We start from the raw sequence: 24466 nt of genomic DNA on the forward strand, positions 1-24466 counted from the left end.
GTTCGCACGCTGACACTTCCATACATCGCGGGCTGCACAACTCGTGTTCTTCTCACCATGGACAGAGTGCCGGAGCTGAATCCGGCGTCACCATTCGGGAGGAAGGGAGAATCATGAATCGTACCGCTATCACCATCGCATGCGCCGGGGCCGTTGTGGCCACGGCCGTCTTCGCCGCTGGCGCCCAGGAGCCCGGGGCTCGCGCCCAGGAGTTCGTCCTGCGCCGCATGGAACATCGCCTCGGATTGACGGACGGGCAGAGGGAACAGATTCGCGGCATCGTCAAGACCGAACAGCCTGTCATCGTGGATCTTGCACGACGCGTGCATGCGCTGAACGAAGAGCTGCAGGGGCAGCCCGGCTTCGATGAAGCTCAGGTGCGTGCCTTTGCTAAGGCGCATGAGAGCACAGCCGAGGATGTGCTCGTCGAACGCGAGAAGATCCGCACCGAGGTGCTGCAGGTGCTGACACCGGAGCAGCGCGAGAAGCTCCAGGAGATGCGTGCTGAACGGGTTTCGCAGCTGGTGGACCGCCTCAGCGCACTGCAGAACCAGTTCTAGCGTGCGATGTCTACGAAGGAAGTTACAACCGCGAGAGTCTTACGAAACAAGAAAGGGATACGTATGAATCGGTTTACTCTTCTCTGTGCCACGGCGTGCTTTTTGGCCACCACAGCGTTTGCTCAGCAGACAGTCACCGGCGCCCGCGGGGGCACCGCGACCGGCACCGCGAGCCGCAACAGGAACACTGTCAGCGGCTCGGGTTCTGCCACCAGCGCGAACGGCGCGACGGTCAGCGGCAACGGCAGCGTGAGCCGGACCAGGACGGGCACCAGCGAGTCCGGCAGTGTGACCGGACCGAAGGGCGGCACGACAACGGCCAGCGGCACGACGACCAACAACGGCGGCGGCAGCCATTCGGGCCAGGGCTCTGTGACTGGCGCGAATGGCAACACGGTCTCCGGGCAGGGGACGGTGACGAGCACGTCGACGGGGACGAGCGGGTCAGGCAGTGTGACCGGCCCGAAGGGTGGCACGACCTCGGCGAGTGGCTCGAACACCAGAAACGGAAACGGCACCAGCACCGCGACGGGCACCGTGACCGGTGCTGGCGGAAGGACAAAGTCGGCGACCAAGACCTACACGCCGCATTAGATGCAAGAAGTGAGGCCGACGCGAAGGCGCCGGCCTCGTTGTTGTTCCTTCGGCCGAGCTAGCGTGCGCCCACGAATCCGCGCAGGGATCGTGCGAGGTCGTGCATCTCGCTGGCCTGGCTGCTGAGCTCCTGGCTGGCTGCCGCGCTTTGTTCTGCTGCTGCTGCCGTGCGCAGTGTGATCTGCTCCATCACGGAGAGTTCGCTGTGGATGGAGTGCAGGTTGCTGCTCTGGAGCGTTGCGCCGGTGCTGACGCGGGCCATGAGGCCGCGCAGCTGCTCGGAGCAGCGTTGCACCGAGCCGATGGACTTAGTCACGGCATCGACGCGCTCGCGGCCCTCCCTGGTGGTCCTGGAGGCGCCGTCGATCTGCACCGCCATCTCTGAGGAGGCCTTGGTGCAGAGCTGTGCGAGCCGGCCGACCTCGTCGGCGACGACCGCGAAGCCTGCGCCCGCATCGCCTGCGCGTGACGCTTCAACGGCAGCGTTGAGCGCGAGGAGATTGGTCTGGAAGGCAATTTTCTCGATGGCCGCGAGGATGGAGGTGATCGTCCCGGTGGAGGTCTCGATGCGAGCCATTGACGCGGTCAGATCGCCGACGCGATCGACGCTGCGTTTCACTTCGGTCAAGGTCTCATCGAGCAGCTGCATCGCGGTGGACGTGTCCTCGGAGGTGCGACGCGCGACGGTATCAGCCTCTGACGAGCTGCCGGAGGTGGACTGTACCTTCTCGGCCTGCTGCGAAGCTTCTCCCGAGAGGGTCTGCGAGGTTTGCGCAATCTGAATGGACGCGCTGGCAACCTGTGAGGCTCCGGTCTCCATGTCGCCGGAGATGCTGAGCAGGCGGCGGGCGCCGCGGCGCAGGGTCAGCCACACCCAGATCATTGCGACGAGTCCGACCACGATTGTCACCGTGGCAGCTTCGGTCATCAGCCTGGTGTTGCGGTCGGCGCTGGCCGCGGCTGCCTCGAGGTTGGCATTCGCTATGGAAGAGAGCTGGTTGGCGGGAGCCATGGCCTGGTCGAAGGGCGAGACCTTGTTCGCGGCTGAGATCGCGGCGGCTCCGGTGGCGTCGTCCGCCTCGCAGAGTGGAATCAGCCTCTCCACGTAGTCGTTGGCTGCGGCGAGCGCCGCCTTCGCGGTGGCCAGTGCATCCACCTCCTCGGCGGTGCCGCCCAGCGCGGCATAGGCTTCCTGCGCGGCGACCACGTTGGCGTGGTGCGCGCGGAAGCTGTCCCGCACCTGGATGACCTTGGCCGGCAGATGGTTGCGGCTATTGAGCTCGAGGCCGCGCTGGTCGGCGCGCATGCCGAGGATCTCACCCACCATTCGCGCGGCGAGGTAACGCTTCTCCGCATGGACCGCAATCAGCGAGTGGGAGGTGACGGTGCTGGCCAGGAACAGTCCCGTCATGATCAGGATCGACACCAGCATGAGCGAACCGCAGCGGTAAAGGCTGCCGATGAGAGTATTGGAGCGCGCGACCATAGGGCGTTCTATCGGCGCACCAGCCGTGTCGCGACAGGGTGCAATCTACGGAATCTCCGAAGACAGGTAATGCCCTGGGCGTGGCATTCCGCACATGGGACGGGCGCTCGTACGCTGACATGCTTCCTCGTGCGGATTCGATGCGCTTTCTAACGGCTAAGTGCCGCGGAACACAAGGGCGGATGGGCGTCCGACATGCTCGGCGGGGGAGTCGCGCGGCCCCAGGCGCTGGGCGCCGGGCCCATCGTGAAGATCAACGTTCCTCCGTCTGCGATCTCCTCGTGACGCAGCCAGTTGTTTTCGACGGTTTTGCCGTTCAGCGTGACGGATTGCAAGTAGCGGTTGATGTGCTCGGGGTCGAGGTTGCGGGCCACGATGTGCAGGGTCTTGCCTGCGCCCACAGCGATGGTCACATCGGGATAACTCGGTGTGCCGATGAGATATACCGGCTGGCCGGAGTTGGGATAGAAACCGATGGAGTTGAAGAGAAACCAGCTCGACATCGCGCCGGAATCATCGTTGCCAGGGATGCCGCCGCGGCCGGCGGTGAACCACTTCTCCAGCTCCTGCGTGATGACGTCCGCAGTCTTGTCCGGACGATTGGCCCAGTTGTAGAGGACGGGCATGAGGAAGCCTGGCTCGTTGCTTACGTCGAAGTGCTGCTTGAGGAAGATGTAGTCGAGGCGTTGGGCGAAGGTCTGGTCGCCGCCAGCGAGCTCGATGACCTTGCGCTGGTCCTGCGGCGCATAGAACGAGTAGGTCCACAGGTCGCCTTCGTAGAAGAAGTCCGGCCAGGTGCCTCGCACGACGAAGTACGGCGCCGCCCAGGATCCATCGGGATTGCGTGGACGAAGGAAGCCCTTGAAGCCCTCGCGCTCCAGGTCCTTGTCCCACAGGTTCTGCCAGTTGTTGGAGCGCTTCGCAAAGAGCTTCGCCTCGGCGTCGTGGTGCAGGCCGCAGGCCATCTCGGCGATGGCGAAGTCGTCGTAGGCGTACTCGACCGTGCGTGAACCGCTGCGCTCATCGGCGAGTGTGACGAAGCCCTTGCTGTTGTAGTCGAGGATGCCGCCGCGTCCTTCCTTCTGCTGATCTTTGGGTGGCACAGAGGCATCGTGCAGCATGGCCTGAAAGGCGGTCTCGTAGTCGATGCCTGCGAGGTTCTTGACGTAAGCGTCAGCCACCATGACGTTGGCGTTGGAACCGCCCTGGGTGCGGCCGTTGTCGTTGCCGCTGCGGGCATCGGGCATGTATCCGGTGTGTTTGTAGATATCGATGAGCGAGCGGATGAGGTCGCGCTCGCGGTCGGGAGCGATCAGCGTGAGCAGCGGCGCGGAGCTGCGGTAGGTGTCCCAGATGGCGTAGTAGTCGTCGTAGTAGGGGTGCTCGGCGTAGTCGGTGGGCCAGTAGGGGTTCTCGCCGGTGCGGTCGGCCGGCATCAGCATCGTGTGATACAGCGCGGTGTAGACCTTGGTCCGCTGCTCGGCCGTTTCACCGCGCAGCTGGATAACCGCCAACGCCTTGTCCCATGCGGCAGTGGCCTTCGCGTGCAATGCGTCGAAGTCCCACGCCGGGGCCTCTTCGGCGATGTTGGCGCTGGCCTGGTCGGTGCTGATGAAGGAGATGCCTACCTTGGCGCGGACGACCTGCTTGGCGTGGGCAGCGAACTCAAAGCTCACCCCGAGCTTCCCGTCGTCGCCGGTCTGGGCCGTGGCGGCGTCGCTCAACGTGGCATTGCTCTTGCTGCTTCCCGTCCAGGTACGGACAGAGCTTGCTGGCGTATCGAGCACCATGTCGAAGTACACGCGATACTCTCCACCGCGATTCCAGCCGCCGGTGTAGCGCCCGAAGCCCTTGATCTCGCGCGGCGAGACGACGGTTACCTCACCACCGAGGAAGCGCTGCGCCTCCCAGCCGGTGCCCTTGCTCAGGCAGTGTGCGATGTCCACGGTGAGATGTGCTGGCGCATCTGCAAGAAAGGTGTAGCGGTGCATCGCCACGCGCCGCGTGGTGGTCAACTCCGCGCGCACGTTGTAGCGGGTCAGCGTCGCAGCGTAGTAGCCGGGATGATCGACCTCATCCATTCTCGGAGTTGCCATCCTGTCGAGCGTGAGGTCGCCTGTCGCAGGCATCACGAGGATGTTGCCGTACTTGCCTGAAGCTCCAGAGAGATGCAGGTGTGAGAAGCCGACGATCGCGCCGCCGCTGACGTAGCCGAAGCCCGATGGGCGACCGTCGAAGGTCTGCATATCCGGTCCGGGCTTGACCATGCCGAAGGGCAGCGCCGCGCCGACGAAGGTGTTGCCGCCCCAGTCCACGCCGAGGAAGGGATAGACGTCCTTCGCATGACCCGCGGGGGGCTCGACGGCAAGGCAGGCACTGCCGAAGAAGGAGGCAAGCAAGACGAGGCAGGCGGTGCGGCAGACGTTCACGTAGAGGCTCCAGAGATCGCGCAAAGGATCATAGGGATTTCCTCGCAGAACAATCCAGTGGGGCTGCGAGATTCTCCTGGGTCATCATGCGCGCGTCGCGTGAACCGTCTGCAAACCGCGAGGGCGAGCCGGGCTGCGTCGCGATTCTCTAACTCAGGCTTCAGGAGGTATAGGGGCCAAAGCTGGCGGTCACCATGTCCGTCTCATCCGTGTTGGAGAGTATGTGCACAGAGAAAGTCTCCCCACCGGGCTCGACGCGTGTGACGATGTGTCCGGCCCGTGACTTGAGGTCATCGGTCTTCTTGTTGGCTATGCGATTTTCCTGCTTGATGCCGGTCGCGAAGACATCGCGCGGTCCGGGATAGATGGCCCTGGAATACAGCGTGTTCAGGACATTGACGGTCGGGTGGGCGGAGTCCCATGTAGGGATCACAAAGACCTTCGGCTGCAGCGCGCGAACGTATCGGTCGCCGTTGGCGTTGAAGTAGCCGTGGTGATTGGAGACGGCAACGCTGACCGGGCCGCAGACTTCGGCTGCGGGCGATTCGCTATCGCGCCAGGGATCGCGGCCGTAGTTGGTATCGCTGGTGAGGTCTCCGCCGGTGTAGTAGCCGAACTTGCCATAGCGTAGGCGGATGCCGCAGGAGCAGGGATTTTCGGCGGGATAGTCGGCGGCCTTGAGTGTGGAGAGCTCGGGAAAGAGCCGCCTTGTCTGCTCGCCTTTGCCCGTCCAGACCTCTCCATTGGCGATGAGGTTGCGAATCTCAAAGCTGGGATACGCAGCGGCGTTGCGCTGCAGCGTGAACTGGTCTTTGACGCCGGGACGAAAGCGCTCCACCGTCTTGCCGGCGCTGCTTTGTGTCTTGAGGAACGCGCGATAGTTCTTCTGGAAGTCCGCATCGGCGGGTGAGGGATAGGTGTAGTCGGGCCATGCGCGATCGACGAAGCGTTGGATCGGAACGATGGCGGCCACGTCGGATACGCCGGTGAGGCGGTAGGCGCCATCGGGCGAGGTGGGGCACTCCGGCGCGAGATAGCCTAAGTGATCGCCATGCAGATGCGTGAGCAGGAAGGTGTCGATGGATGCGAGGCCGGCGGCCTGGAGCCGCCGCTTCGCGTAGCGGCCGATCCATTCACCGGGGCGATGCTGGGCCGAAGGGAGCGGATCACTGAGGTATGGCGTGGAGCCGTAGATCGCGCCGGCATCGATCATCAGGGTGGTGCCATCGGGCAGGATGAGCAGCGCGCTGTTGCCGCGATTGGTGGCGATCTGGTGGATCTCGAGCACACCCGGAGCCCACGCGGGCAGGGACTTGGGCTCAGGCGCCTCGCCGCGGAGGATGCTTGCGGGCAGGCTCTCCGCGGCTGCGAGCGCAAGCGAGCTGAGGAGAAAACGTCGGCGCGGGAACATCGGATCTCCTGTCGGTGTGACCCATGAGAGTGCAGCCATGTGGGTTCTGAGGGTTAAGACAACCTCGCCAACAGCGGGCTTGCGCTGTTGGCGAGGTACTGAAGCGATTCTACTTTGCCGCTGTGAGTTGTGGGTTCTTCGAGGCGCTGATGAGATTCGCCATGATGCGGAACGAGCCCGGAACACCTTCGGGCATCTGGCGGAAGAACGCGTAGGCCATGTAGATGTAGTAACCCTTGCCATAGCGCGCGTAGACCAGGCCACCCTTTTGTGGATCCTGATCGACGTCGTGCATCTCGGTGGGTGTGATGTAGTGCGAGTCCCACGCATGAAGGAAGCCGTGACCTCGCTCCTCGACCCAGCCGTCGAAGTCCCTGGTGGTGATCTTGTTGGGCCAGTTGAGGAGCGGATCGCCGGGATCCAGCAGTTGTACCTTGCAGTCCTCTTCGACGACCTTTTCGGGGTCGGTGGTGAGCGTGAGCGGATAGGGGCCGAAGTTGTGATCGTACTCGGGCGTTTGATACTGCACGATCACCGAGCCGCCGTCCTTCACATATTCCAGAAGCCGGTTGTTGAAGGTCTTGAGCTCCGGCCGTGCCGCGTAGGCCCGAATGCCAAGGACGATGGCGTCATACTTCGAGAGATCGCCGCTGGCGATGTCCTGCGCGGAGAGGAACGTGGGATGCACGCCGAGGTTCTCGAGCGAAGTTGCTACATCGTCGCCGGTGCCCATGATGTAGGCGACCTTGAGGCTTGGCGCGGTCTGCACATCGACGCCTGTAGCGCGGTAGCTTGCGGGCTTGTAGCTGACGTAGGGGCGGAGGCCGGAGTAGCCGATGGTCTCGAAGCCTTCCTTGTACTGCTGGCCGTTAAGCTCTGCGACCGCAGTGATGTTGTATGGCTTCTGCTCCACGTGGCCGGGCTGCACGCGGAAGGACAGGTTGCGCTCGTCACCTTCGCGTGTGGTGGCGAAGTCAGCGACTGCAGGGGTGGAGCTCCAGCCACTGGGAAGATCGAGCTTCAAGGTGCCCTTTGCGCTGCCCTTGACGCTGGAGTGGAGCTTAACCTCAAGGTCAAAGGCTTCGCCGGTGAGAGACACGATGCCGGCCTGTGGCGTCACGCTCAGCGAGATGGCAGGAGCCACGCGCAGCGGTTGCATCACGGGGCCAACGCCGTTCTGCTGCTGCACGGTCTGCACCACACCGTTCAAGCGCACCGTGACGTCGCGATACTGCACGGATGCTACTGCCAGCAGAGGGTACGGGGCAGTGGGAAGGTTGAGATAACGGGGATCGCGGATGTCGTAGTAGGACTGCTCCAGCTCAGGGCGCGAGAAGTAAGGGCGCGTGAGCTCTGCGTCGACGGGAACCTTGACGGTGAAGCCGAGGTCACGTGCTTCGCCTGCAGGCATCGTGCCCGAGGTCGCAGCCTTCGGTGTGATCGTCCAGTCCTTGCCGGCCTGAGAGACGATGTCGACGCTGCTCAGAGACACGGTTTCGGAACCCTGGTTCGCGACGTGTGCATCGACGTCGATGGTCTGGCCGGGCACCACGGTCTGAGGCGTCGCCAGCTGCGTGGACATGTCCCCGAAGGGGCCCGGACGCGCGGGGCCAGTGCCTTCGGTGGTGTTTGCGATCAAAGACAGGCCAAGCGATTGAGCGAGCGCGTCGTTGAACTGCACCTGCTTGACGGTGAGCTCGTGGGCCATGTTGTAGCGCGCTTCGGCGGGAAGCTTGCTCTTCTCCAGTTCAGCAAGCAGAGCGTTGGTCTGCGCGAGTCCCTTGGCCAGCAGGGGGGCAATGGACTCAGGCTTCGTTGCATCGAACTGCTTTGAGGCGGAGTCGACGGTGCCGCTGAGGTCATGCAGCCTGGCGCTCCACTGGGCGCGTTGCGCTGCGGGAGCGTACGAAGCAATGCCCTCCAAGGTCACGTCGATGCCATCGAAGAAGGTGCTCTCTGTTGGCTGCGTGGCAAAGCGGGCGGCGTAGAGATGGTATGGGCTGCTGTTGGGACGCGGCAACGGAACGGCCACACCGCCATTCTGCGACTTCTGCTCGTTCAGGCCCTCACGCGCGACCTGCATATAGTTCTCACCGAAGAGCGGGTTATAGCTTCCTTCGGGAACCTCCACGTTGGCCTTGGGCAGACCTTCGATCCATGTTCCGTCGATGTAGTTGCGAAAGCGCACAGGAGCGTAGTGGCCGGTAGCGTAGTCGTAGATGCCCTTCTCGTTGACCCGGGCGAAGGGTACGCGAGCATAGACCTTCAGCGGCGACCAGGGGAGAAGACCGGCCTTGATCTGGTCGGGAAAGACGTTCGGGTCGCCGGCGAGTTTGTAGACCTGCTGTGCCGTGTAGCCCGCAACCTGATGATGTCCATGGCCGTCTGAGACGTTGCCCACGAAGACCGATGTGACGACGAGAGGACGGGTCATGCGGATCACACGAACAGCGTCATACAGCACGCGCTGTTCGCCCCATGTCTTCAGCGCTTCCTCGATGGTTTTGGAGAAGCCGAAGTCCGCGACGCGAGTCCAGTACTGATGCACGCCATAGTAGTTGCCGGCGCCGAGCAGCTCTTCCGTGCGAAGGATGCCAAGCTCATCCCAGTAGTCGGAGGTCATGTCGTTCTGGCCGCCTTCGCCGCGATTGAGGGTGAGCAACGTGGTGTCGACGCCCTGGCCGCGGCTTTCGTAGGCGAGCATGCCGCCATCTTCATCGTCCGGGTGAGCGACGACCATCGCGAGGCTGGCGCGCGTGCGGAGCTTTCGCAACGATTGCTCCAGAGCAGCAGAGCCACGGTCGATCGGCAACGGGCGCGCGGCTATCTTCTGCTGCGCGTATGGAATCGTCTGCGCGGACTGGGCCAACGCCGGGGATGCTGCCACGCAAAACGCGAGCGCGGCGGTCGAAGTGCGGAGAGTCGCGGTACGGAGAAAAGAGGAAGGCATGCGCAGTCGCTCCAGCCAGCGAAGTAGAAAAAAGTGTGGCTAAGGAATAGCATGGGCTTTACAACTTTGTAAAGTTTACTAAGATAGCCCTTGTATTATGAGTTGCGAACCCACTCCCTCCCAAACGATGCGCGTCCCCAATCCCGTCACTCCCGCTCTCGAGCTCACCGGCAGCTCCGAACCCCAGCCGTCGCGGCCGTCGCACCTGCGCCAGGTGAACGCTCGCGCCTTGCTGCGGCTGATACGGGAACACAACCCGTGCTCCAAGGCAGAGCTCGTTCGTCTCTCCGGTTTGAGTGCGCCAACGGTGTCGAGCGCGGTGTCTCACCTGGCAACCCTCGGCCTCATCGAGCATCTCGGAGAAGGGGAGTCGAGTGGAGGCAGGCCTCCGGAGATGTTGCGCTTCCATGCCGGGCATGGTCACGTTGCCGGCGTGGATATTGGGGGAACGCGCCTGCGGATGGTGCTGGCCGATCTGAACGGCCGCATTGTGACGCAATGGGCGCACCAGTTCACGGAGAAGGAGCGGACGCCGCGCGCGGTGTGTGACCTGATTCTTGAAGGCCTGCGATGTTGCTGCCAGGAGATTGGCGGCTCGATGCGCAAGGTGCTTCACCTGACCGCCGGGGCGCCAGGCATCACGAATGTCGAGACCGGTGTTGTGGTCTCGGCGCCCAACCTCACCGATTGGAACGGCGTCCCGCTGCGCGCGATGCTGGAGGAGCGGCTCGACCTGCCGGTGTCGGTGGAGAATGACACCAACCTCGCCGCCGTAGGCGAGCACTGGCGGGGCTCTGCAAAGGGTGTTGCGAACTTCGTCTTCATTGCGATGGGAACGGGCGTTGGAGCTGGCATCTTCCTGCTCGATCGCCTGCATCATGGAGCGAACTGGAGCGCTGGTGAGATCGGCTACATGAGCGTCGAAGGTCAGCCGCGCGAGCCGCTGCGCATTCGCGCCGTGGGTCAGCTGGAGCGCATCATCGGCGGGCTCGCGATCGAGAAGGAGTGGCATCGCCTGCTTGCGAAGCGAGGCCGCACCACGGATGCTGCACTGCGGCGCCTGCGTGCGTCCGAGGTCTTCGACCTTGCGGCGGAAGGGGATCGGCTCGCGCGCGAAGTTGTGCAATACACGGCGCGGATCCTTGCGCACAGCATCAGCGAGCTTTCGCTGGTGCTGGACCCCGAGATGGTCATCCTGGGCGGAGGAGTAGGGTCGCACGCGGAGTTGTGTCGAGCGACAGACAAGCTGCTGTCGGAGAACGAATTCGGCCGGCCTGCACTGCGGCAGAGCTCCCTGGGACCGCAGGCGCAGCTACATGGAGCGATCTCCGTGAGCCTGTCTGCCAGCGAAATGAAGCTGCTGTCTTAACCCCTCTGTGAATTCGTGTTGACGCCTCTGTCATGTTGGGCTATGCTTTGGGCCAATCACTACTTTGTAAATATTTATTACTAACTCGATCTTTGGGAACCAGGATCAGGGCCACTTCGTAAGCACGTTTTACTAAGTTTTGGTCAGCGCAGGGCGTCATCAGCAGTCGAATTTCAGGTCATGGCCATCTGCGGATGGCAACTTCAGGAGGCAATCCTTGTCGAACCTTCGTAATGTTCGCCACTCCGTATTCGCCGTCGCGATGGCGACCGCCCTCGGCAGCATGACGAGCCCGGTGGCCTGGTCGCAGTCGCAGTCCATCAACGGCACTATTCGTGGCCTGGTCACAGACAGCACGGGCGCGTCCCTTACGGGGGCCAGTGTCACCATCAAGAACATCGATACGGGCTACACACGCACGGTCACCAGTGGCGGGGATGGCCTCTACGTTGTTCCGGACCTGCCCGTGGGGAACTATACGGTCAGCGCGAGTGCAGCGAACTTTGCACCCCTGACCAAGAGCGGCATCCGCCTGGCTGCCGGCGCCGAGATCGTGATCGACGAGCAACTGAAGGCGGGCTCGGTGGCGACACAGGTCGAGGTCGATACGGCGACGCCCATTCTGGAGCCGGGACGTCTCACGGTGGGCCGCACCATCTCGCCGGAGGAGACGCAGAACGTTCCGCTGACCTCTCGCAACCCTTACAACCTGGTGTTGTTTCAGCCTGCGGTCAGCGGCCATCCGAACCCGGAGAATGGCATTCCGCGCACCGTCAACACCAACGGCCTTGTGGACCGCATCAACTACCAGCTCGACGGCATGGTCGATACGGAAACGGATCGCTATGGCCTGCGCCTGTTTGCCATTTCTGACTCGTATGCCAACGAGGTGCAGACCATCGCGAACGGCGCGCCTGCGGAGTTTGGCAACACGGCGGGTGTGACCTTCAACGTCATCACGCCCTCTGGTACCAATCAGTACCACGGCCTGGCGCAGTACATCTGGAGACCGAAGGCCGCGAGTGCCTGCCCGATTCTGCAGAACTGCTTGGTGGGCACGACGGGTTATGTACCCAAGCCCAGCCTGCACGTGGATGACTTCGTGGGACGCGTCGGTGGACCGGTGTTGCACGACAAGCTCTTCTTCTTTGCAGCGTACGAGCACCTGAAGCGAGCGAATCCACAGGCGATCACCATCACGCCGGCAAATCAGACGCTGCTGATCGCGAACGGCGTCAGCGCCAGCGATTTTGGCTCGGCGCCAAGCGTGCAGCGCGCGCAGTGGCTGGATGTACGCGGCGACTATGCGATCACGCCGAAGCATCAGTTCTTCGTCCGCTATAACTACTTCCGCAACAACTACCCGTTCAACACGAACATTGGCGGACTGTACGCTATCTCGTCAGCATCGGACTTTCAGGATCGCGCGCACATCATCGGCGCCCAGTTGATCAGCACGTTCTCTCCGAACCTCTTCAACGAGTTCCGCGGTTCATGGCCCTATCGCAACGAGCATCACGTGGCCGATCCTCTTACTGGTCCCGGGCCGATGATCACCATCTCGGGCGTTGCAAACTTTGGTGGCTCCAACGGTGTGGCGGACAAGTTCCAGGAGAAGATCCCATCCTTCAACGATAACGTGACATGGATCAAGGGCGCGCACAGCTTCAAGTTCGGCACGGGCTTGCAGAAGAACCTCGATACACAGCTTGCGGATGTTTACACGCAGTACACCTTCGGTACGATCCAGGACTGGATCGACGCCAAGGCCGGTGGCACACCCACCAATCCCTACGCCACCATCGGCTATAGCAACGTCAAGGCCAGCATCGGCCAGCCAGGCGCGGCGTATCATTCCATCTTCTTCGACTTATTCGCCCAGGATACATGGCAATTTCGCAAGAACATCCTTGTGTCTTATGGTGTTCGTTATGACCAGTACCGCGCCCCGACGCCGCCATCGGGCGAGCCGTTTGTCTACACGCAGAACTTCCGCACGCCGCTCGGCAACTTTGCTCCGCGCCTGGCGGTCTCATGGCAGGTCTTCCCCAAAACCGTGGTTCGCGTGAACAGTGGTATGTACTACGAGGCCACGCCCACCAACACCTGGTACAACCCGCTTTATAACAATGGCGCAGCAGGTTCCGGATCGTTCATCGCCTCGGTTGCAGGCTACAACACACACCAAACTGCACCCGCTGTGCCACCGACAGCGCAGCAACTCTCGTGCCTGCCGACCTTCCCCCAGAGCCCGAATCAGGTGCCTGCCACTTGCCTTGGAACACAGAGCATCACTGCTCTGACGCCGAACTTCAAGAACGAATACACCTGGAACGCGAGCCTACAGGTCCAGCAGCAGCTCTCGAACAGCGACTCACTGACCGTGGGGTACTTGTTGACCAATGGGCGCAACATGCAGTTCCTGCGCAACATGAACCTCATCAACCCGACGAGCACTCTGGCGGACGGCCGTCCGGTCTATTCCAGCGCAATCAATGCGAACACCCGACTCTATCCGCAATACAACAACATCACGCTGATCGACGTCGGTTCGAATTCGTCCTACAACGCCCTGACAGTCAGCTACCTGCACCGTGTTGCTTGGGGGATCGATTTCAATGCGGCCTACACGTGGTCGCACTCTATCAGCAACACGCCTGAAGCGAACAGCTACGAGTTCTCGGCATCTGTCGAAGACCCAAGCAATCCGCTTCGCGACCGCAGCCGCTCGGGAGTCGACCACCCCAACGCGGGGGCCTTCAGCCTGATCTACAACCCCAAGTTTCACTTCGGTAACAGGCTTGCGAATGGCTTCGCCACCGGAAATAACTTCGCACTCCTCGGTAATCTGATGAGCGGTGATACCCAGAACGAAACCGTCAGCGCCTCGCTGAACGGCGACTCCACCGCCTCCAGCCGCCCGCTCTTCGTTGGCCGCAATTCGCTGCGTGCTCCGGCGGTCTATCAGTACGACGCCCGGTACACTCGTTCTTTGGGCAAGTACTGGGACCATGTCAATCCACAGATCTTCGTCGAGGCCAACAATCTCTTCAACCGCACCAATGTCACCAGCATCAATACCACTGCTACCGTCGTCACCTCCTCCGGCGGATCCTTCCCGATCGGCACAGTCACGACAGGCCCCAGCAAGGCTCCAACCAGCAGCGTACTCGAAGCCCGCATACTCCAGTTCGGCGCCAAGATCGAGTTCTAACCTGAATCGAAGGGCACCATGCACACCCCGAAACAAAGCGATAGACCGGCGTTTCCAGCGCCGGTCTATCGCGATACGGTTCTCTCACCCATCTTTGCGGACGCGAAGAAATACTTTCTTGAACCGCTGCTGCGCATCGAGCGTGTTCATACGCTGATGCTCACGCGGCAGGCGATCATGAGCGTACAGGACGCTACCGCGTGTTTGCGCGCCCTGGATGCTTTGGATATTCCCTCAATCCTTGCAACACCCTACGACGGCTCCTTTGAGGACCTCTTCTTTCTGGTGGAGCGCGACCTTGCTGCGTTGGCCGGCGAAGCTGCTGAGCGCATGCACACTGCTCGCAGCCGCAACGATATCGATCTGACGATGTACCGCATGCTGATGCGGCAGCGGCTGCTTGATTTTCTTGGCGCGCAGCTTCAGCTTCGCCGCACGCTAGTTGCGCTGGCAGAAGAGCATCGCGCGGCGTTGATGCCGGCGTATACGCACAATCAGCCGGCACAGCCGACGACGCTCGGTCATTACCTGATGGCGATGGTCGAGATCCTGGAGCGCGATGCGCAGCGCGTGTGCTCGGCGTATGTTCGAGTGAATCGATGTCCCCTCGGGGCCTGTGCGATTACGACGACGGGCTTCCCTATAGATCGCAATTACACGGCAGATCTGCTGGGCTTTGGAGCGCTGCAGACGAACTCCTACGGAGCGATCGCGGCGGTAGACTACCTTGCGGAGTCCTGTAGCGTGCTTGCGACGGCGATGGTCAGCCTTGGCCGCTTTGCGCAGGATCTACTGCTGTGGAGCACTGCCGAGTTCGGCTATCTTCGCCTTAGTGACGGCTTCGTTCAGATCAGCAGCATCATGCCGCAGAAGCGCAATCCTGTGCCGCTGGAGCATGTGCGCATCCTTGCCAGCCGTGCGTTGACGCGCGCGCAGTCGGTGCTGGGATGCCTGCACAACACTCCGTTTGCGGATATGAATGATGCCGAGGACCCGTTGCAGCCAGAGGCGTATCACGCGCTCGAGGACGCGGAGCATGCGATGCGGCTGCTCTCTGCGGCTTTGGGTGAGGCAACCTTCCGTCTCGATCGTATGGCGAAGGCCGCTGAGGGAAGCTTCCTGACGGTGACCGAGTTGGCCGATACGCTGGTGCGTGAATCGGGCATGAGCTTCCACGAAGCCCACGGCATCGTGAGCCGCGCGGTGCGTTCGCTTCCGGATGGTTATGATCGCGATGCGTTAGCGAAGTTTGTCGAGACGGAGTTGGCAGCATGGCCCGAGAGAGCGGCCAAGGTTCCGCCCGAGAAGGTGCTCAATGCACTGAGTGCTGCGAACTTTGTTGCAGTGCGTCGTGTACCTGGTGGCACTGCGGTTGAAGCGCTGCAGCCTGAGATCGATCGCGCACGCGCGCAGCTGCAGATAGATGCGGAGTGGCTTGCAACGACGGAGGCAAATCTTGCTGCCGCTGACCAGCGAGCCCTCGAAGCCAGCAACTCACTCTTCCATTCCCATGCCATCTAGCCCCTCACCGCAGCCTGAGCTTCGCCGTGGTATCTCGACGCTTTCGGCGTTGGGGATCAACGTGATTGGGATGGTGGGTGTGGGTCCGTTCGTCACGCTTCCGCTGATTGTTGTGGCGATGGGCGGACCGCAGGCGATGCTGGGCTGGCTGCTGGGCGCAGCACTTTCGCTCTGCGATGGCATGGTGTGGGCCGAGCTGGGCACGGCCTACCCCGAGGCTGGCGGATCGTACGCGTATCTCAGCCATCTCTACGGCGAGAAGAAGTGGGGGCGGCTGTTCTCGTTCCTTTACGCATGGCAGCTGCTCTTCAGCTCGCCGCTTTCGATGGCATCCGGCTGCATCGGCTTCGCGCAGTACATCTCATTTTTTGTCCCGTCTTCCTCGCACGCATTCCTCTCGACGCAGCTTCTGGGCGTGCCCATCATCCTCAGCGGCCAGACACTGATCGCGATGGCTGCGGTACTCACTGCGCTGGCAGTGCTCTATCGCAGCATCGTGCAGATCGATAAGCTCGTTCGCTGGCTGGGCATTGCTGTCGTGCTGACGCTGCTGTTCATCACCTTCGCGGGCTTCACGCACTTTCATCCGCAGCTCGCGTTCGACTTTCCCGCAGGCGCATTTCATCTCGATCAGGCATTCTTCATCGGCCTCGGCGCAGGTCTGCTCGTCGCCGTGTATGACTACGGCGGCTACTACAGTGTGTGCTTCCTCGGTGGCGAGGTGCGGGAGCCGCAGAGGACGATTCCCCGCGCCGTTATTGGGTCGATCCTCATCTGCGCCACGCTCTATGTGCTGATGAACGTCAGCGTACTTGGCGTCATTCCATGGCGCGAGATGCTCGGCGAGCGCGGCCTGCACGAGCGCATGTTCATCATGGCCGTCTTCATCGAGCGGCTCTACGGCCACACCGCCGCAAGCATCATGGTGCTGCTCATCGCGCTGGCCGCGCTGTGCTCCATCTTCGCGCTGCTGCTCAGCCAGTCGCGCATCCCGTTCGCGGCAGCGCGCGACGGCAACTTCCCGCGCTGGTTCGCTGCACTGCATCCGAAGCACCGCATCCCGCAACATGCGCTGCTTGCACTCGGCGGCATGACCCTGCTGTGCTGCATCTTCCGCCTGCAGGAGGTCATCAGCACGCTCATCGTCGTGCGCATCCTCTTCCAGTTCCTGCTCCAGGGCATCGCAGTGATGTTGCCCAAGCATCGCCAACAACGCAGGCTCCGCGGCTTCCGCATGCCGCTCTATCCCCTACCAGCTCTGCTCGCCATCGCTGGATTCATCTTCATCCTCATCTCAAGACCCAACTTCCATCGCGAAGTCCGCGTCGCTGCACTCATCCTCGTCGCCGGCGCAAGCGTCTACCTCGTGAGGCAACGACGGCGAGCATGACCGACGCTGAGAAGTCGTGCGTCCAGGAGGCGGTCGCGATCGTGGGCCTACTTCGGCCACCTCGCAGGACACCTCCACCCGCACCTTCAGCCCGTCCCTCTGTCACGCAGTGGAATATCCACTGTAACTATGGAGAATTCAGCGTCTCCTCGCGGAGCGGCGCATGGCGTGTATTCTGGCACCAGTTTTGGTCCTGCGGAGAAAGAATGGACAAATCTCTACGTCGTCAACAGTCCTTTCTATTGAGGATGCCGCCGTCTCAGAAAAAGAAGCTTATTGAAATTGCAAAGGAAGAGGGAGTCTCTGCAAATCATCTGATCTGCCTCGCCCTGGCAGAGAAGTTAACGCGGATGGAGAGGGTAACCGCGCCGACGCCTCAACCTGCCGGGTCCAATTCTGGCAACCCCGGGCCGTCGATGCTTCGGAGAGCCTGATAGGTACAGGGCGCTCTACTATTGGGTGCGTTCGTCTCGAGGCGCGGGAGCGCGGCAAGTCTTGGTGGCTGCGCTACAAAGTAGTGGGGTCGACACGAGCATCGAGAGTTCGACGAAGACTTCACTCTGTGCTCTGGGCTTCAGGAGCAGGATTGTTCGCCGCCCAGGCAAGAAGCTGCTCAGGATGAATGGGCTTCGCGACGATGTCGAAGTGGTGTCCCTGGCTCTCTGCAAACTCAAGCAGTTCCGCGGTGGAAGTGTGGCCGGAGAATAGCGTCAGACGACACCCAGGGCACTCGGCTTTGAGCAGGATGGCGAAGTCAATCCCGTTCATCCTTGGCAATCGCACGTCGATGATCGCGAGGTCAGGGGGCCAGTCCTGGATCACCGCATGCGCTTCTTCAGCAGAGTAGACGCCTCGTGTGACATATCCCCGGGCAGAAAATATGGTCACCAGAGTGTCGGTGATGACTCGTTCGTCGTCGACGATCAACACCCGCTGGAGTTGGTGCATCTGAAGCATTGAAGCTACCTCTCGCGAGTGCCTTCGAGGTCCCTGTCTGTCACGGCAACCCAACTGCAGGTTCCGGGAGCGAACGATCTTCGTCGGTTCCGCACGTAGCTTCTGGGACGCTGATACGATACCTGCTGTTGCTCGCATGTTGCTGATTTCATTGATGAAATTGCATGTGTGAAACAGCCATGATTCGCAGGCCCTATGCTAAAGCACACAACACCCAGCACGGAGTGGATCGGCCCGATCCGGAGCCTCCTGGACGAACTCAGCCTGTCTCAAGCTGATTTGGCCAGTCGATTGGGTGTTTCGCGGGCTACCGTCACTCGATGGATCAAGGGGAGCCACGAACCTACCAGCGCATCCTACCTGGCGATGGGAAACCTCCTCGGCCATCCCAAGGGAGGCTACTTCTGGGAACGGGCCGGGGTTGATCGTTCGAACTTCCCCGACACCAAGCTGCAATCGACGCTCTCGTCCTTGCGAGTGAATCTCAGGGACTTTACCCTTGTGTCGGGCATGAAGCTGACGCGAGGGATCGTGGAGAGCAAATCGAACGCTGTTGTCCTCCCTCTCCTGAACATTGTGGCGTACGGGGATCGCGTACCTCCCGGACCGCATGTCACCCTGGCGCAGGCTGAGGTGCTGGACGTGCTGATGGCGCCGCTTAGCTGGTGCGCTCATCCCGAAAAGATGCTTTGCATGCAGCTCGTTGGCGACTCGATGTCGCCGCTCATCCCGCCGAACTCAGTCATCGCCGTCGATACCGGTTTGAATGACCGAGCGCAGTTGGACAAGAAGCTGGCTGTGTTTTCTCACCGAGATCTGGGCTTCAAAGTGGCCCGGCTTCAGAGGCTCCCGGCCTCCGACATTCTGATCTCCGCCAACCATACGTATCTTCCGGTCGACGTCACCGATCAATCCAAGTGGAAGGTGGTCGGCGCAGTTGCCTGGTGGGTCTCAAAGGATGCCTTGCCTCACGCGGCCGAGAACAGCAAGCCTGCTTCCGGGACATAGCCAAAGGGACAATCTGTCACAGGCCTCTGGAAAGCTTCCGGGGCGCTCGCGTAGCGCGATCTGGCCAGGGCCGCATCGGTGATGCATTGCAGAGGCGCCTGGCGCCATACATGGAGCCACAGACGAGATGGCGGCGGCGTGAAGAGTGATTGTGGGAGTCAATGCTGCCAACGACAGGCTTCACCGCGTCATGAGGAATCCAGCGTAGGCATGGACCAGAGACCAAAGGACTACCCCTTGATTTCTCGCAGGGTAGCCCTCTGTTGAGCAGTCTCGGTTCGCTTAGTGTGTCGTCAGGTTATGCTGCTTGAGCCACTGCGCGAGTTCGGCGGGGCGGTTGGTCTGGATACCCGCGGCGCCAAGGTCGATGGCCTTCTGCCACGTCTCCGGGGTGTCCGCGTCGCCGAGACGGTCGACAAAGATCCTTGCGTTTGCCGCCTTGGCACATGCGATCACCGGATCTTTGAAGTCGCTTGCATCGAAGGCGAGTACCTGTGGCTGCATGGCGCGCACCATGAGCCTGCATACGTCCGCGCTCATCGCTTCGGGCATCACGCGCAGCGTGGGGCGAATCTTCTTCACCTCATATAAGAAGAACGGATTGCCGTAGATCACAACGTGATCCTGCATGTCGTGCTTCACGATGGTGTCGACGAGCTGTTGTGGGTCCGCGTCCTTGGTGTCGACGTAGACGTTGATCTTGCCGTGGGCGAGATCGAAGGCCTCATCCAGCGTCGGCACCTTGGTGCTGGCAAACTCGGGCGAGAACTTCACCCCCGCATCGAGGGAGCGGATTTCGTTGAAGGTGTGCTTTTGGACTTCGCCCGAACCGTTGGTGGTGCGATCGAGCTTGCTGTCGTGAAGCAGAATGAATTTGCCGTCAGAGGTGGTGCGGACGTCGAGCTCGAAGTAGTCCGCGCCGGCGTCGATGGCGGCCTGGAATGCCGGCAGTGTGTTCTCCGGATGATGCAGGTGCTCACCGCGATGGGCGATCACGCGGATCTTCCCATCGTTGCTCAAAGGTTGCCACGCTGTTTGAGCGTGGGATGCGGCCCCGGCCGTTGCCAGCAGGGCGAGTAGATTCATCGTTGCAATGTGAATGCGCATGGTTCTGCTCTTTCTCTTGATGATCGTTCGGTTGTTAGAAGCGCAGGCGGCCGACAAGCAGCAACATGCGTGGGTCCTTCGCTCCGGTCACTGTGCCGAAGTTGGAGCTCGTGATGTTGGTTCCCAGGCCGGAGAACTGCGGATGATTGAAGGCGTTATGGGCGTCGACACGTACAGAGAAGGCCACGCGCTCCCAGATGGGGAAGTCCCGCTGAAGGCTGATGTCCCACACGTTCTGCCCAGGGCCATAGAGCGCGGCACGCGGCGCATTGCCGAGCGTGTTCGCAGGCGTAATCGCGAAGGCCGAAGTGTTGAACCAACGGGACACCGTGCGTGAGCCCCGCGACAGATCCGGATTGCCCACCTTGGTCACATACTGTCCGCCCGAGAAGATACCGAGCTGGTTAGATTGCGAGATGAAGTAGGGATACCCCATCTGAAATTGTGCGATCGCGCTCACCTTCCAGTGCCCGATGATCTGGTCGATCGCGCGCTGGTGAGTGAGGTACTTTCCGCCCGCACCGACGGGCAGCGCCTCCACCAGTGAGAGCGAGAAGCGTTGAGGGATGTTGGTCATCGCCGTGCCCCACTGGGCGTGCAGGTTGTAGTAGTTCTGCACGGGGGCCGCGTCGGCTCGCGAAGGGCCATCAGCATCGTCAAGGGTATTGGCCCAGGTGTAGGCGCCACGCACGGAGAGACCGCTGGTCCAGCGATGGCTCACCGTGGCATACAGCGCCGCGTAGGAGGAAGCGCCACCGTTCACCATGTCCGAGACGGTGAGGAACTGCGGATAGGGCCGAAGGCTCTGCGCTGTGCTCAGGCCAAAGCAGCAGCCTGCGGAAGGAGCGATCTGGTTGCTGGGCAGCGTTACCGGCAGGTGCACGCCATGATTTCCTGCGTAGTCGACCTCGACGACCCACTCGTGTCCCAGGTTCTGCTGGACGCTAAGTTGCCACTCCTGCAGATACGGTAGCGTGGCCTTCAGCGGAAGCTGTGTGGGGCTGGAGGAGGGCTTGGTGAGGCTCGAGGGAATGAGCGGTGTTCCGTTGGGGCCGACGTTCGGGCTGTACGAGGGAACACCCTGGTCGAGCTGGAAGGGCGCGGTCACGCCCGGGTTCGAGCTTTGGAAGCTGACCGCTACCGTGGACGCCGACGTGAGCCCGGCGGTGCCGTAACCGATGCTGGGCAGCTCATAGATGCCATAGCCGCCGCGCACCACCGTGTTGGTGAATGCGTGATAGTTGAAACCCACGCGAGGCAGGATGCCGGTATAGACGTTCGGGATCAGGCTGTGCGGCGCTCCGTTGTAGCCTGCAAACTGGATGCCGCCCATCTTGCCCGTCGTCGCGTCCGTGATGTTTGGGTTGAAGGTGTACATGTTGTTGTGCACCTCGGAGAAGGGACCATCGAACTCATAGCGCAGACCGAGGTTAAGGGTCAGCTTCTGGGAGAGGCGATAGTCGTCCTGGATATAACCCGCGAAGTAGTTGAGGTTCTCGTGGAATATTGTGTCCGTGGTGTTGATGCTTGCACTGGCGGGCAGACCAAGCTCGAGATCGACGATGCCAAGTCCGGACTGGCCTCCGGTCGTCGAGAAGGTGCCCGAGAAGCCATAGCTGCCGGAGAGCACGCCCGGGGAGTAGTTGCTGTAGGCGTAGCGCATGAACTCTCCGCCTACCGACAAGGTGTGGCGGCCGAACTGCATCGCGATCGCATCGTTGATGATGATGTGACCGTCGCGTGTCCTTGAGTACGAACCTGCACCGAAGCTTGCAAACTGCGTGGTCGAGATGCTGGGAAACTGTGTAAGCGGCACGCCCTGCAGGCCGATGGCTGAGGCTGGCGCCGGTTGCGGCGAGCTGAAGTTCACCTCCGACACGTAGCCGATGCGGGCCTCGTTCGAGAAGCGCGGCGAGAAGATGTGGCTCCACGAGATCTCGTAGTGGTCGTCGACCCAGCCGCCCGTAGCGGAGGTGTTCGCAGCGTTGGGAATGTAGTTCACCGCATCGTTGGTCGGGCCATCGCGCGAGAACTTCGCCCAGATGTGGTCATAGTCGGAGGCGTTGAAGTCCACGCGATCCGCGTTATAGAGATAGCTGCTGTGCGAGACGGGGTTGACGCAATAGTTGTTTGTTACCGAGCCCACCGTATAGCTGCAGTTGGGCTGCGGAAAGAACGCGAGGATGTTCATGCCGACGGGATCGAGCCGGGTCTTGGGGATGATGTTGCCCGCAAAGGCCGTACGGCTGATCTTGCCGTTGGTGACAACGGTGGAGTTGGGGTCGTAGATCGTAGGCGTGGTGCCGCCCAATGCCGAAGAGCCGGAGAAGTCGCCGGTGCGCTCCGCTGCCGTGGGCACGTTGGTATTCAGCGTGTTCGCGGAGTTGTTGAGCGTGTCTTCCCAGTCCGTGAAGAAGTAGAGGCGATGCTTGCGTCCGTCGAAGACGTGGGGAATCCACACTGGACCGCCGATCGAGCCTCCGAAGTAGTTGAACGACTGTGCCGGAACGACGGAGCCAGGCGCCGTGAAGTACCCCAGTGCGGTCAGGTTCTGCGAGTTGTAGGACTCGAAGAGCGAGCCGTGGAAGTGATCCGAGCCCGACTTGGTGGTCGTCAGGATGGCGCCGCCACCGCTTTGGCCATACTGCGCTGAGAACGGAGCCGTGAGCACCTGCAGCTCCTCGGTGGAGTCCGGCGTGGGGATGAGGCCATACGTTCCGTCGACGCCCATGTTGCTGGGCAGGCCATCGATGATGATTGGGCTGGAGACGGGACGTCCTCCACCGAGAGAAAGGTTGTTGACGTTGGAGTAGTCCTGGCTGGTGCTGGAAGCTCCCGCGAAGGTCTTGGTCAGCAGGAACTCGTTGGCTCCCTTGGAGCTGGTCGTTTCGGGCAGGTCGATCAGCTCGGCCGTGCTGAGCTCACCACCGATCTGCGAGTTGGTGGTGTTCAGCGCATCGGCTGCGCCACTGACTGTCACGACCTCGGTTGCCGCGCCTGGCTTCAGCACCGTATCTACAACCAGTTCCTGGTTCAGGACCAGGTTCTGAGGTTGCGTCACGTACTGTGCAAAGCCATCATGTCCGAACCGCACCGTATAGCTGCCGGGCTTCAGGAACGAGACACGGTAGGTGCCGGCGTGGTTCGTCGAGGTCTTGTACTCGGTCTGTGTGCTGTTCTCGTGGACCGTCACGGTGACATCCGCGACCACAGCTCCATCCGAGTCCTTCACAATGCCGCTCACGGAGCCATAGAAGGTCTGGGCATGGATCGCGGCGCTCCCCACGAGCACCGCAAACATCACGACAGAACCCAGGACGATCCGGCTCGCGCGTAGGACTCTGCCTGACAGACGCCAGGAAGAGCCACGGAGAAGCCGGAAGACAGAAACAGCGCAATTCATAAGGACTCCAGATCTTGAGTTCGCAGCAGAAGAGAAACGGGTGAAGAGAGTTCCATGCCCACGTCGCACGCCAGGCATGAACCATGGGGGATTGCGAAGGGCGATCAAGATGCGATGGGTGTGACCCTACCAAGCGAATGTGAATAACGGACAAAATGGAGCTGTGTTTATGTGAATTATTTTCACAACTTCGCGATCTTCATTCTTCGGGCAATCTTCAGGCGCAACGAGCGATCGTTTGCTACTCCAGCCTTGAATGGCCTCTATAATCTCGGTATCTTCATGAGGATGGGCGCACCGCTATGAGTGAGAGCAACGAACGTTCCCGGCTCGATTCGATCCTGCAGATGTTAAAAGTGAACACTTCTGCGTCGATCGCGGAGATCGCGGAAGCCTGCCACGTGTCACAGATGACCATCCGTCGCGACCTGCAGAAGCTGGTGGAGGCTGGCCAGGTGATCCGCATCCCAGGGGGCGCGCGCATCGAGCATTGGCGTGGTGCGGAGCGTAGCTTCTTCGAGCGCTTGCAGAAGATGTCGCATGCCAAGCGCAGCATCGGTGCGGCGGCCTGTGCGCTGGTCTCGGATGGCGAGTCGGTGGTGCTGGACTCTGGAACAACGACGCTCTATGTGGCGAGGGAGCTGCGGGCTCGCCGCAACATCGTGGTGTTCACCTTCTCACTTGCCGTTCTCGAAGAGCTCACGTCAGCTGAAGGGATTCGCGTGGAACTCACCGGTGGCGTCTACCGCTCCAGCAGCCACGACCTGATCGGCCACGCAGTCGGCAAGAGCCTGACCTCCATCTTTGCCGATACGGTCATCTTTGGCGCGGCGGCCATCTCCTTTGCCCGGGGTGTGATGGTGCACGATCCGGACGCGCAGCATGAATTGCTGCGGGCGGGAAAGCGCCGCATCCTTGCTGTAGACAGCAGCAAGATTGGCACCGAGGCTACCTATCGGCTGTGCGGCATCGAGGAATGCGATCTCATCCTGACCGATAGCGGAATTTCGCCCGATGATCTGTCGCGGCTTCGCCGCATGACGCAGGTCCAGGTGGCGGACTGACCC

The 24466-nt window shown here is 61.5% G+C and carries 15 protein-coding genes and 1 pseudogene; 9 read left to right on the plus strand and 7 right to left on the minus strand.

Annotation, left to right across the window (positions count from 1 at the left end; genetic code table 11):
• Nucleotides 1–113: 113 nt before the first annotated feature.
• Together C4S68_RS20285 and C4S68_RS20290 are read left to right on the plus strand one after the other, a co-directional pair.
• Nucleotides 114–560 (plus strand): Spy/CpxP family protein refolding chaperone, encoded by a 447-nt coding sequence (locus C4S68_RS20285; protein ID WP_103934953.1) that lies wholly within the window; start codon nucleotides 114–116, stop codon nucleotides 558–560.
• Between the two features lie 63 nt (nucleotides 561–623).
• A complete protein-coding gene (locus tag C4S68_RS20290) occupies nucleotides 624–1154 on the plus strand; it encodes a hypothetical protein (RefSeq protein ID WP_200821603.1) in 531 nt (176 codons plus the stop codon).
• Between the two features lie 58 nt (nucleotides 1155–1212).
• Here C4S68_RS20290 and C4S68_RS20295 read toward each other — a convergent pair whose 3' ends face one another.
• The 4 genes from C4S68_RS20295 to C4S68_RS20310 all read right to left on the minus strand — a co-directional run bounded on the left by C4S68_RS20295 (nucleotide 1213) and on the right by C4S68_RS20310 (nucleotide 9430).
• On the minus strand, nucleotides 1213–2640 hold the full coding sequence (locus C4S68_RS20295) for a methyl-accepting chemotaxis protein (protein WP_103934954.1): 1428 nt from the start codon (nucleotides 2638–2640) through the stop codon (nucleotides 1213–1215).
• A gap of 149 nt (nucleotides 2641–2789) precedes the next feature.
• A complete protein-coding gene (locus C4S68_RS20300) occupies nucleotides 2790–5093 on the minus strand; it encodes a GH92 family glycosyl hydrolase (protein ID WP_235011747.1) in 2304 nt (767 codons plus the stop codon).
• Nucleotides 5094–5229: 136 nt separating this feature from the next.
• The gene (locus tag C4S68_RS20305) at nucleotides 5230–6480 is read right to left on the minus strand and encodes a ComEC/Rec2 family competence protein (protein WP_103934955.1); all 1251 of its coding nucleotides are present in this window, start codon (nucleotides 6478–6480) and stop codon (nucleotides 5230–5232) included.
• A 109-nt stretch (nucleotides 6481–6589) separates the two neighbouring features.
• The gene (locus C4S68_RS20310; RefSeq protein ID WP_103934956.1) at nucleotides 6590–9430 is read right to left on the minus strand and encodes a PIG-L family deacetylase; all 2841 of its coding nucleotides are present in this window, start codon (nucleotides 9428–9430) and stop codon (nucleotides 6590–6592) included.
• A gap of 97 nt (nucleotides 9431–9527) precedes the next feature.
• Between C4S68_RS20310 and C4S68_RS20315 the strand changes: the two genes are divergently transcribed.
• The 4 genes from C4S68_RS20315 (at nucleotide 9528) to C4S68_RS20330 (ending at nucleotide 16924) form a co-directional block, all read left to right on the plus strand.
• Nucleotides 9528–10799, plus strand: coding sequence for an ROK family transcriptional regulator (locus C4S68_RS20315; protein ID WP_235011748.1), 1272 nt, complete (start codon nucleotides 9528–9530; stop codon nucleotides 10797–10799).
• Between the two features lie 217 nt (nucleotides 10800–11016).
• Nucleotides 11017–14013: a TonB-dependent receptor gene (locus C4S68_RS20320; protein WP_103934958.1), complete on the plus strand. Its 2997-nt coding sequence runs from the start codon at nucleotides 11017–11019 to the stop codon at nucleotides 14011–14013.
• Nucleotides 14014–14031: 18 nt separating this feature from the next.
• On the plus strand, nucleotides 14032–15534 hold the full coding sequence (gene argH / locus C4S68_RS20325) for an argininosuccinate lyase (protein ID WP_103934959.1): 1503 nt from the start codon (nucleotides 14032–14034) through the stop codon (nucleotides 15532–15534).
• Nucleotides 15524–16924, plus strand: coding sequence for an APC family permease (locus tag C4S68_RS20330; RefSeq protein ID WP_103934960.1), 1401 nt, complete (start codon nucleotides 15524–15526; stop codon nucleotides 16922–16924). The genes argH and C4S68_RS20330 overlap by 11 nt, the downstream gene beginning before the upstream one ends.
• 555 nt (nucleotides 16925–17479) lie before the next feature.
• Here the strand turns inward: C4S68_RS20330 and C4S68_RS20335 are convergent.
• Nucleotides 17480–17881: a response regulator gene (locus C4S68_RS20335; RefSeq protein ID WP_160115264.1), complete on the minus strand. Its 402-nt coding sequence runs from the start codon at nucleotides 17879–17881 to the stop codon at nucleotides 17480–17482.
• Between the two features lie 195 nt (nucleotides 17882–18076).
• Here C4S68_RS20335 and C4S68_RS24020 point away from each other — a divergent pair.
• Both C4S68_RS24020 and C4S68_RS20340 read left to right on the plus strand, forming a co-directional pair.
• Nucleotides 18077–18223, plus strand: a pseudogene (locus tag C4S68_RS24020) (helix-turn-helix domain-containing protein); the annotation flags it as partial.
• Between the two features lie 24 nt (nucleotides 18224–18247).
• The gene (locus C4S68_RS20340; protein ID WP_235011749.1) at nucleotides 18248–18889 is read left to right on the plus strand and encodes a S24 family peptidase; all 642 of its coding nucleotides are present in this window, start codon (nucleotides 18248–18250) and stop codon (nucleotides 18887–18889) included.
• Between the two features lie 282 nt (nucleotides 18890–19171).
• Here the strand turns inward: C4S68_RS20340 and C4S68_RS20345 are convergent, their stop codons facing one another.
• Together C4S68_RS20345 and C4S68_RS20350 are read right to left on the minus strand one after the other, a co-directional pair.
• Nucleotides 19172–19996, minus strand: a complete 825-nt coding sequence (locus tag C4S68_RS20345) for a glycerophosphodiester phosphodiesterase (RefSeq protein WP_235011750.1) — start codon at nucleotides 19994–19996, stop codon at nucleotides 19172–19174.
• Nucleotides 19997–20030: 34 nt separating this feature from the next.
• Nucleotides 20031–23297, minus strand: a complete 3267-nt coding sequence (locus C4S68_RS20350; protein WP_235011751.1) for an outer membrane beta-barrel protein — start codon at nucleotides 23295–23297, stop codon at nucleotides 20031–20033.
• Between the two features lie 404 nt (nucleotides 23298–23701).
• Here C4S68_RS20350 and C4S68_RS20355 point away from each other — a divergent pair, with 404 nt between their 5' ends.
• Nucleotides 23702–24463, plus strand: coding sequence for a DeoR/GlpR family DNA-binding transcription regulator (locus tag C4S68_RS20355; RefSeq protein WP_103934964.1), 762 nt, complete (start codon nucleotides 23702–23704; stop codon nucleotides 24461–24463).
• The last annotated feature ends 3 nt before the right edge of the window (nucleotides 24464–24466 follow it).

It is taken from the genome of Bryocella elongata (assembly GCF_900108185.1).
GTDB lineage: Bacteria > Acidobacteriota > Terriglobia > Terriglobales > Acidobacteriaceae > Granulicella > Granulicella elongata.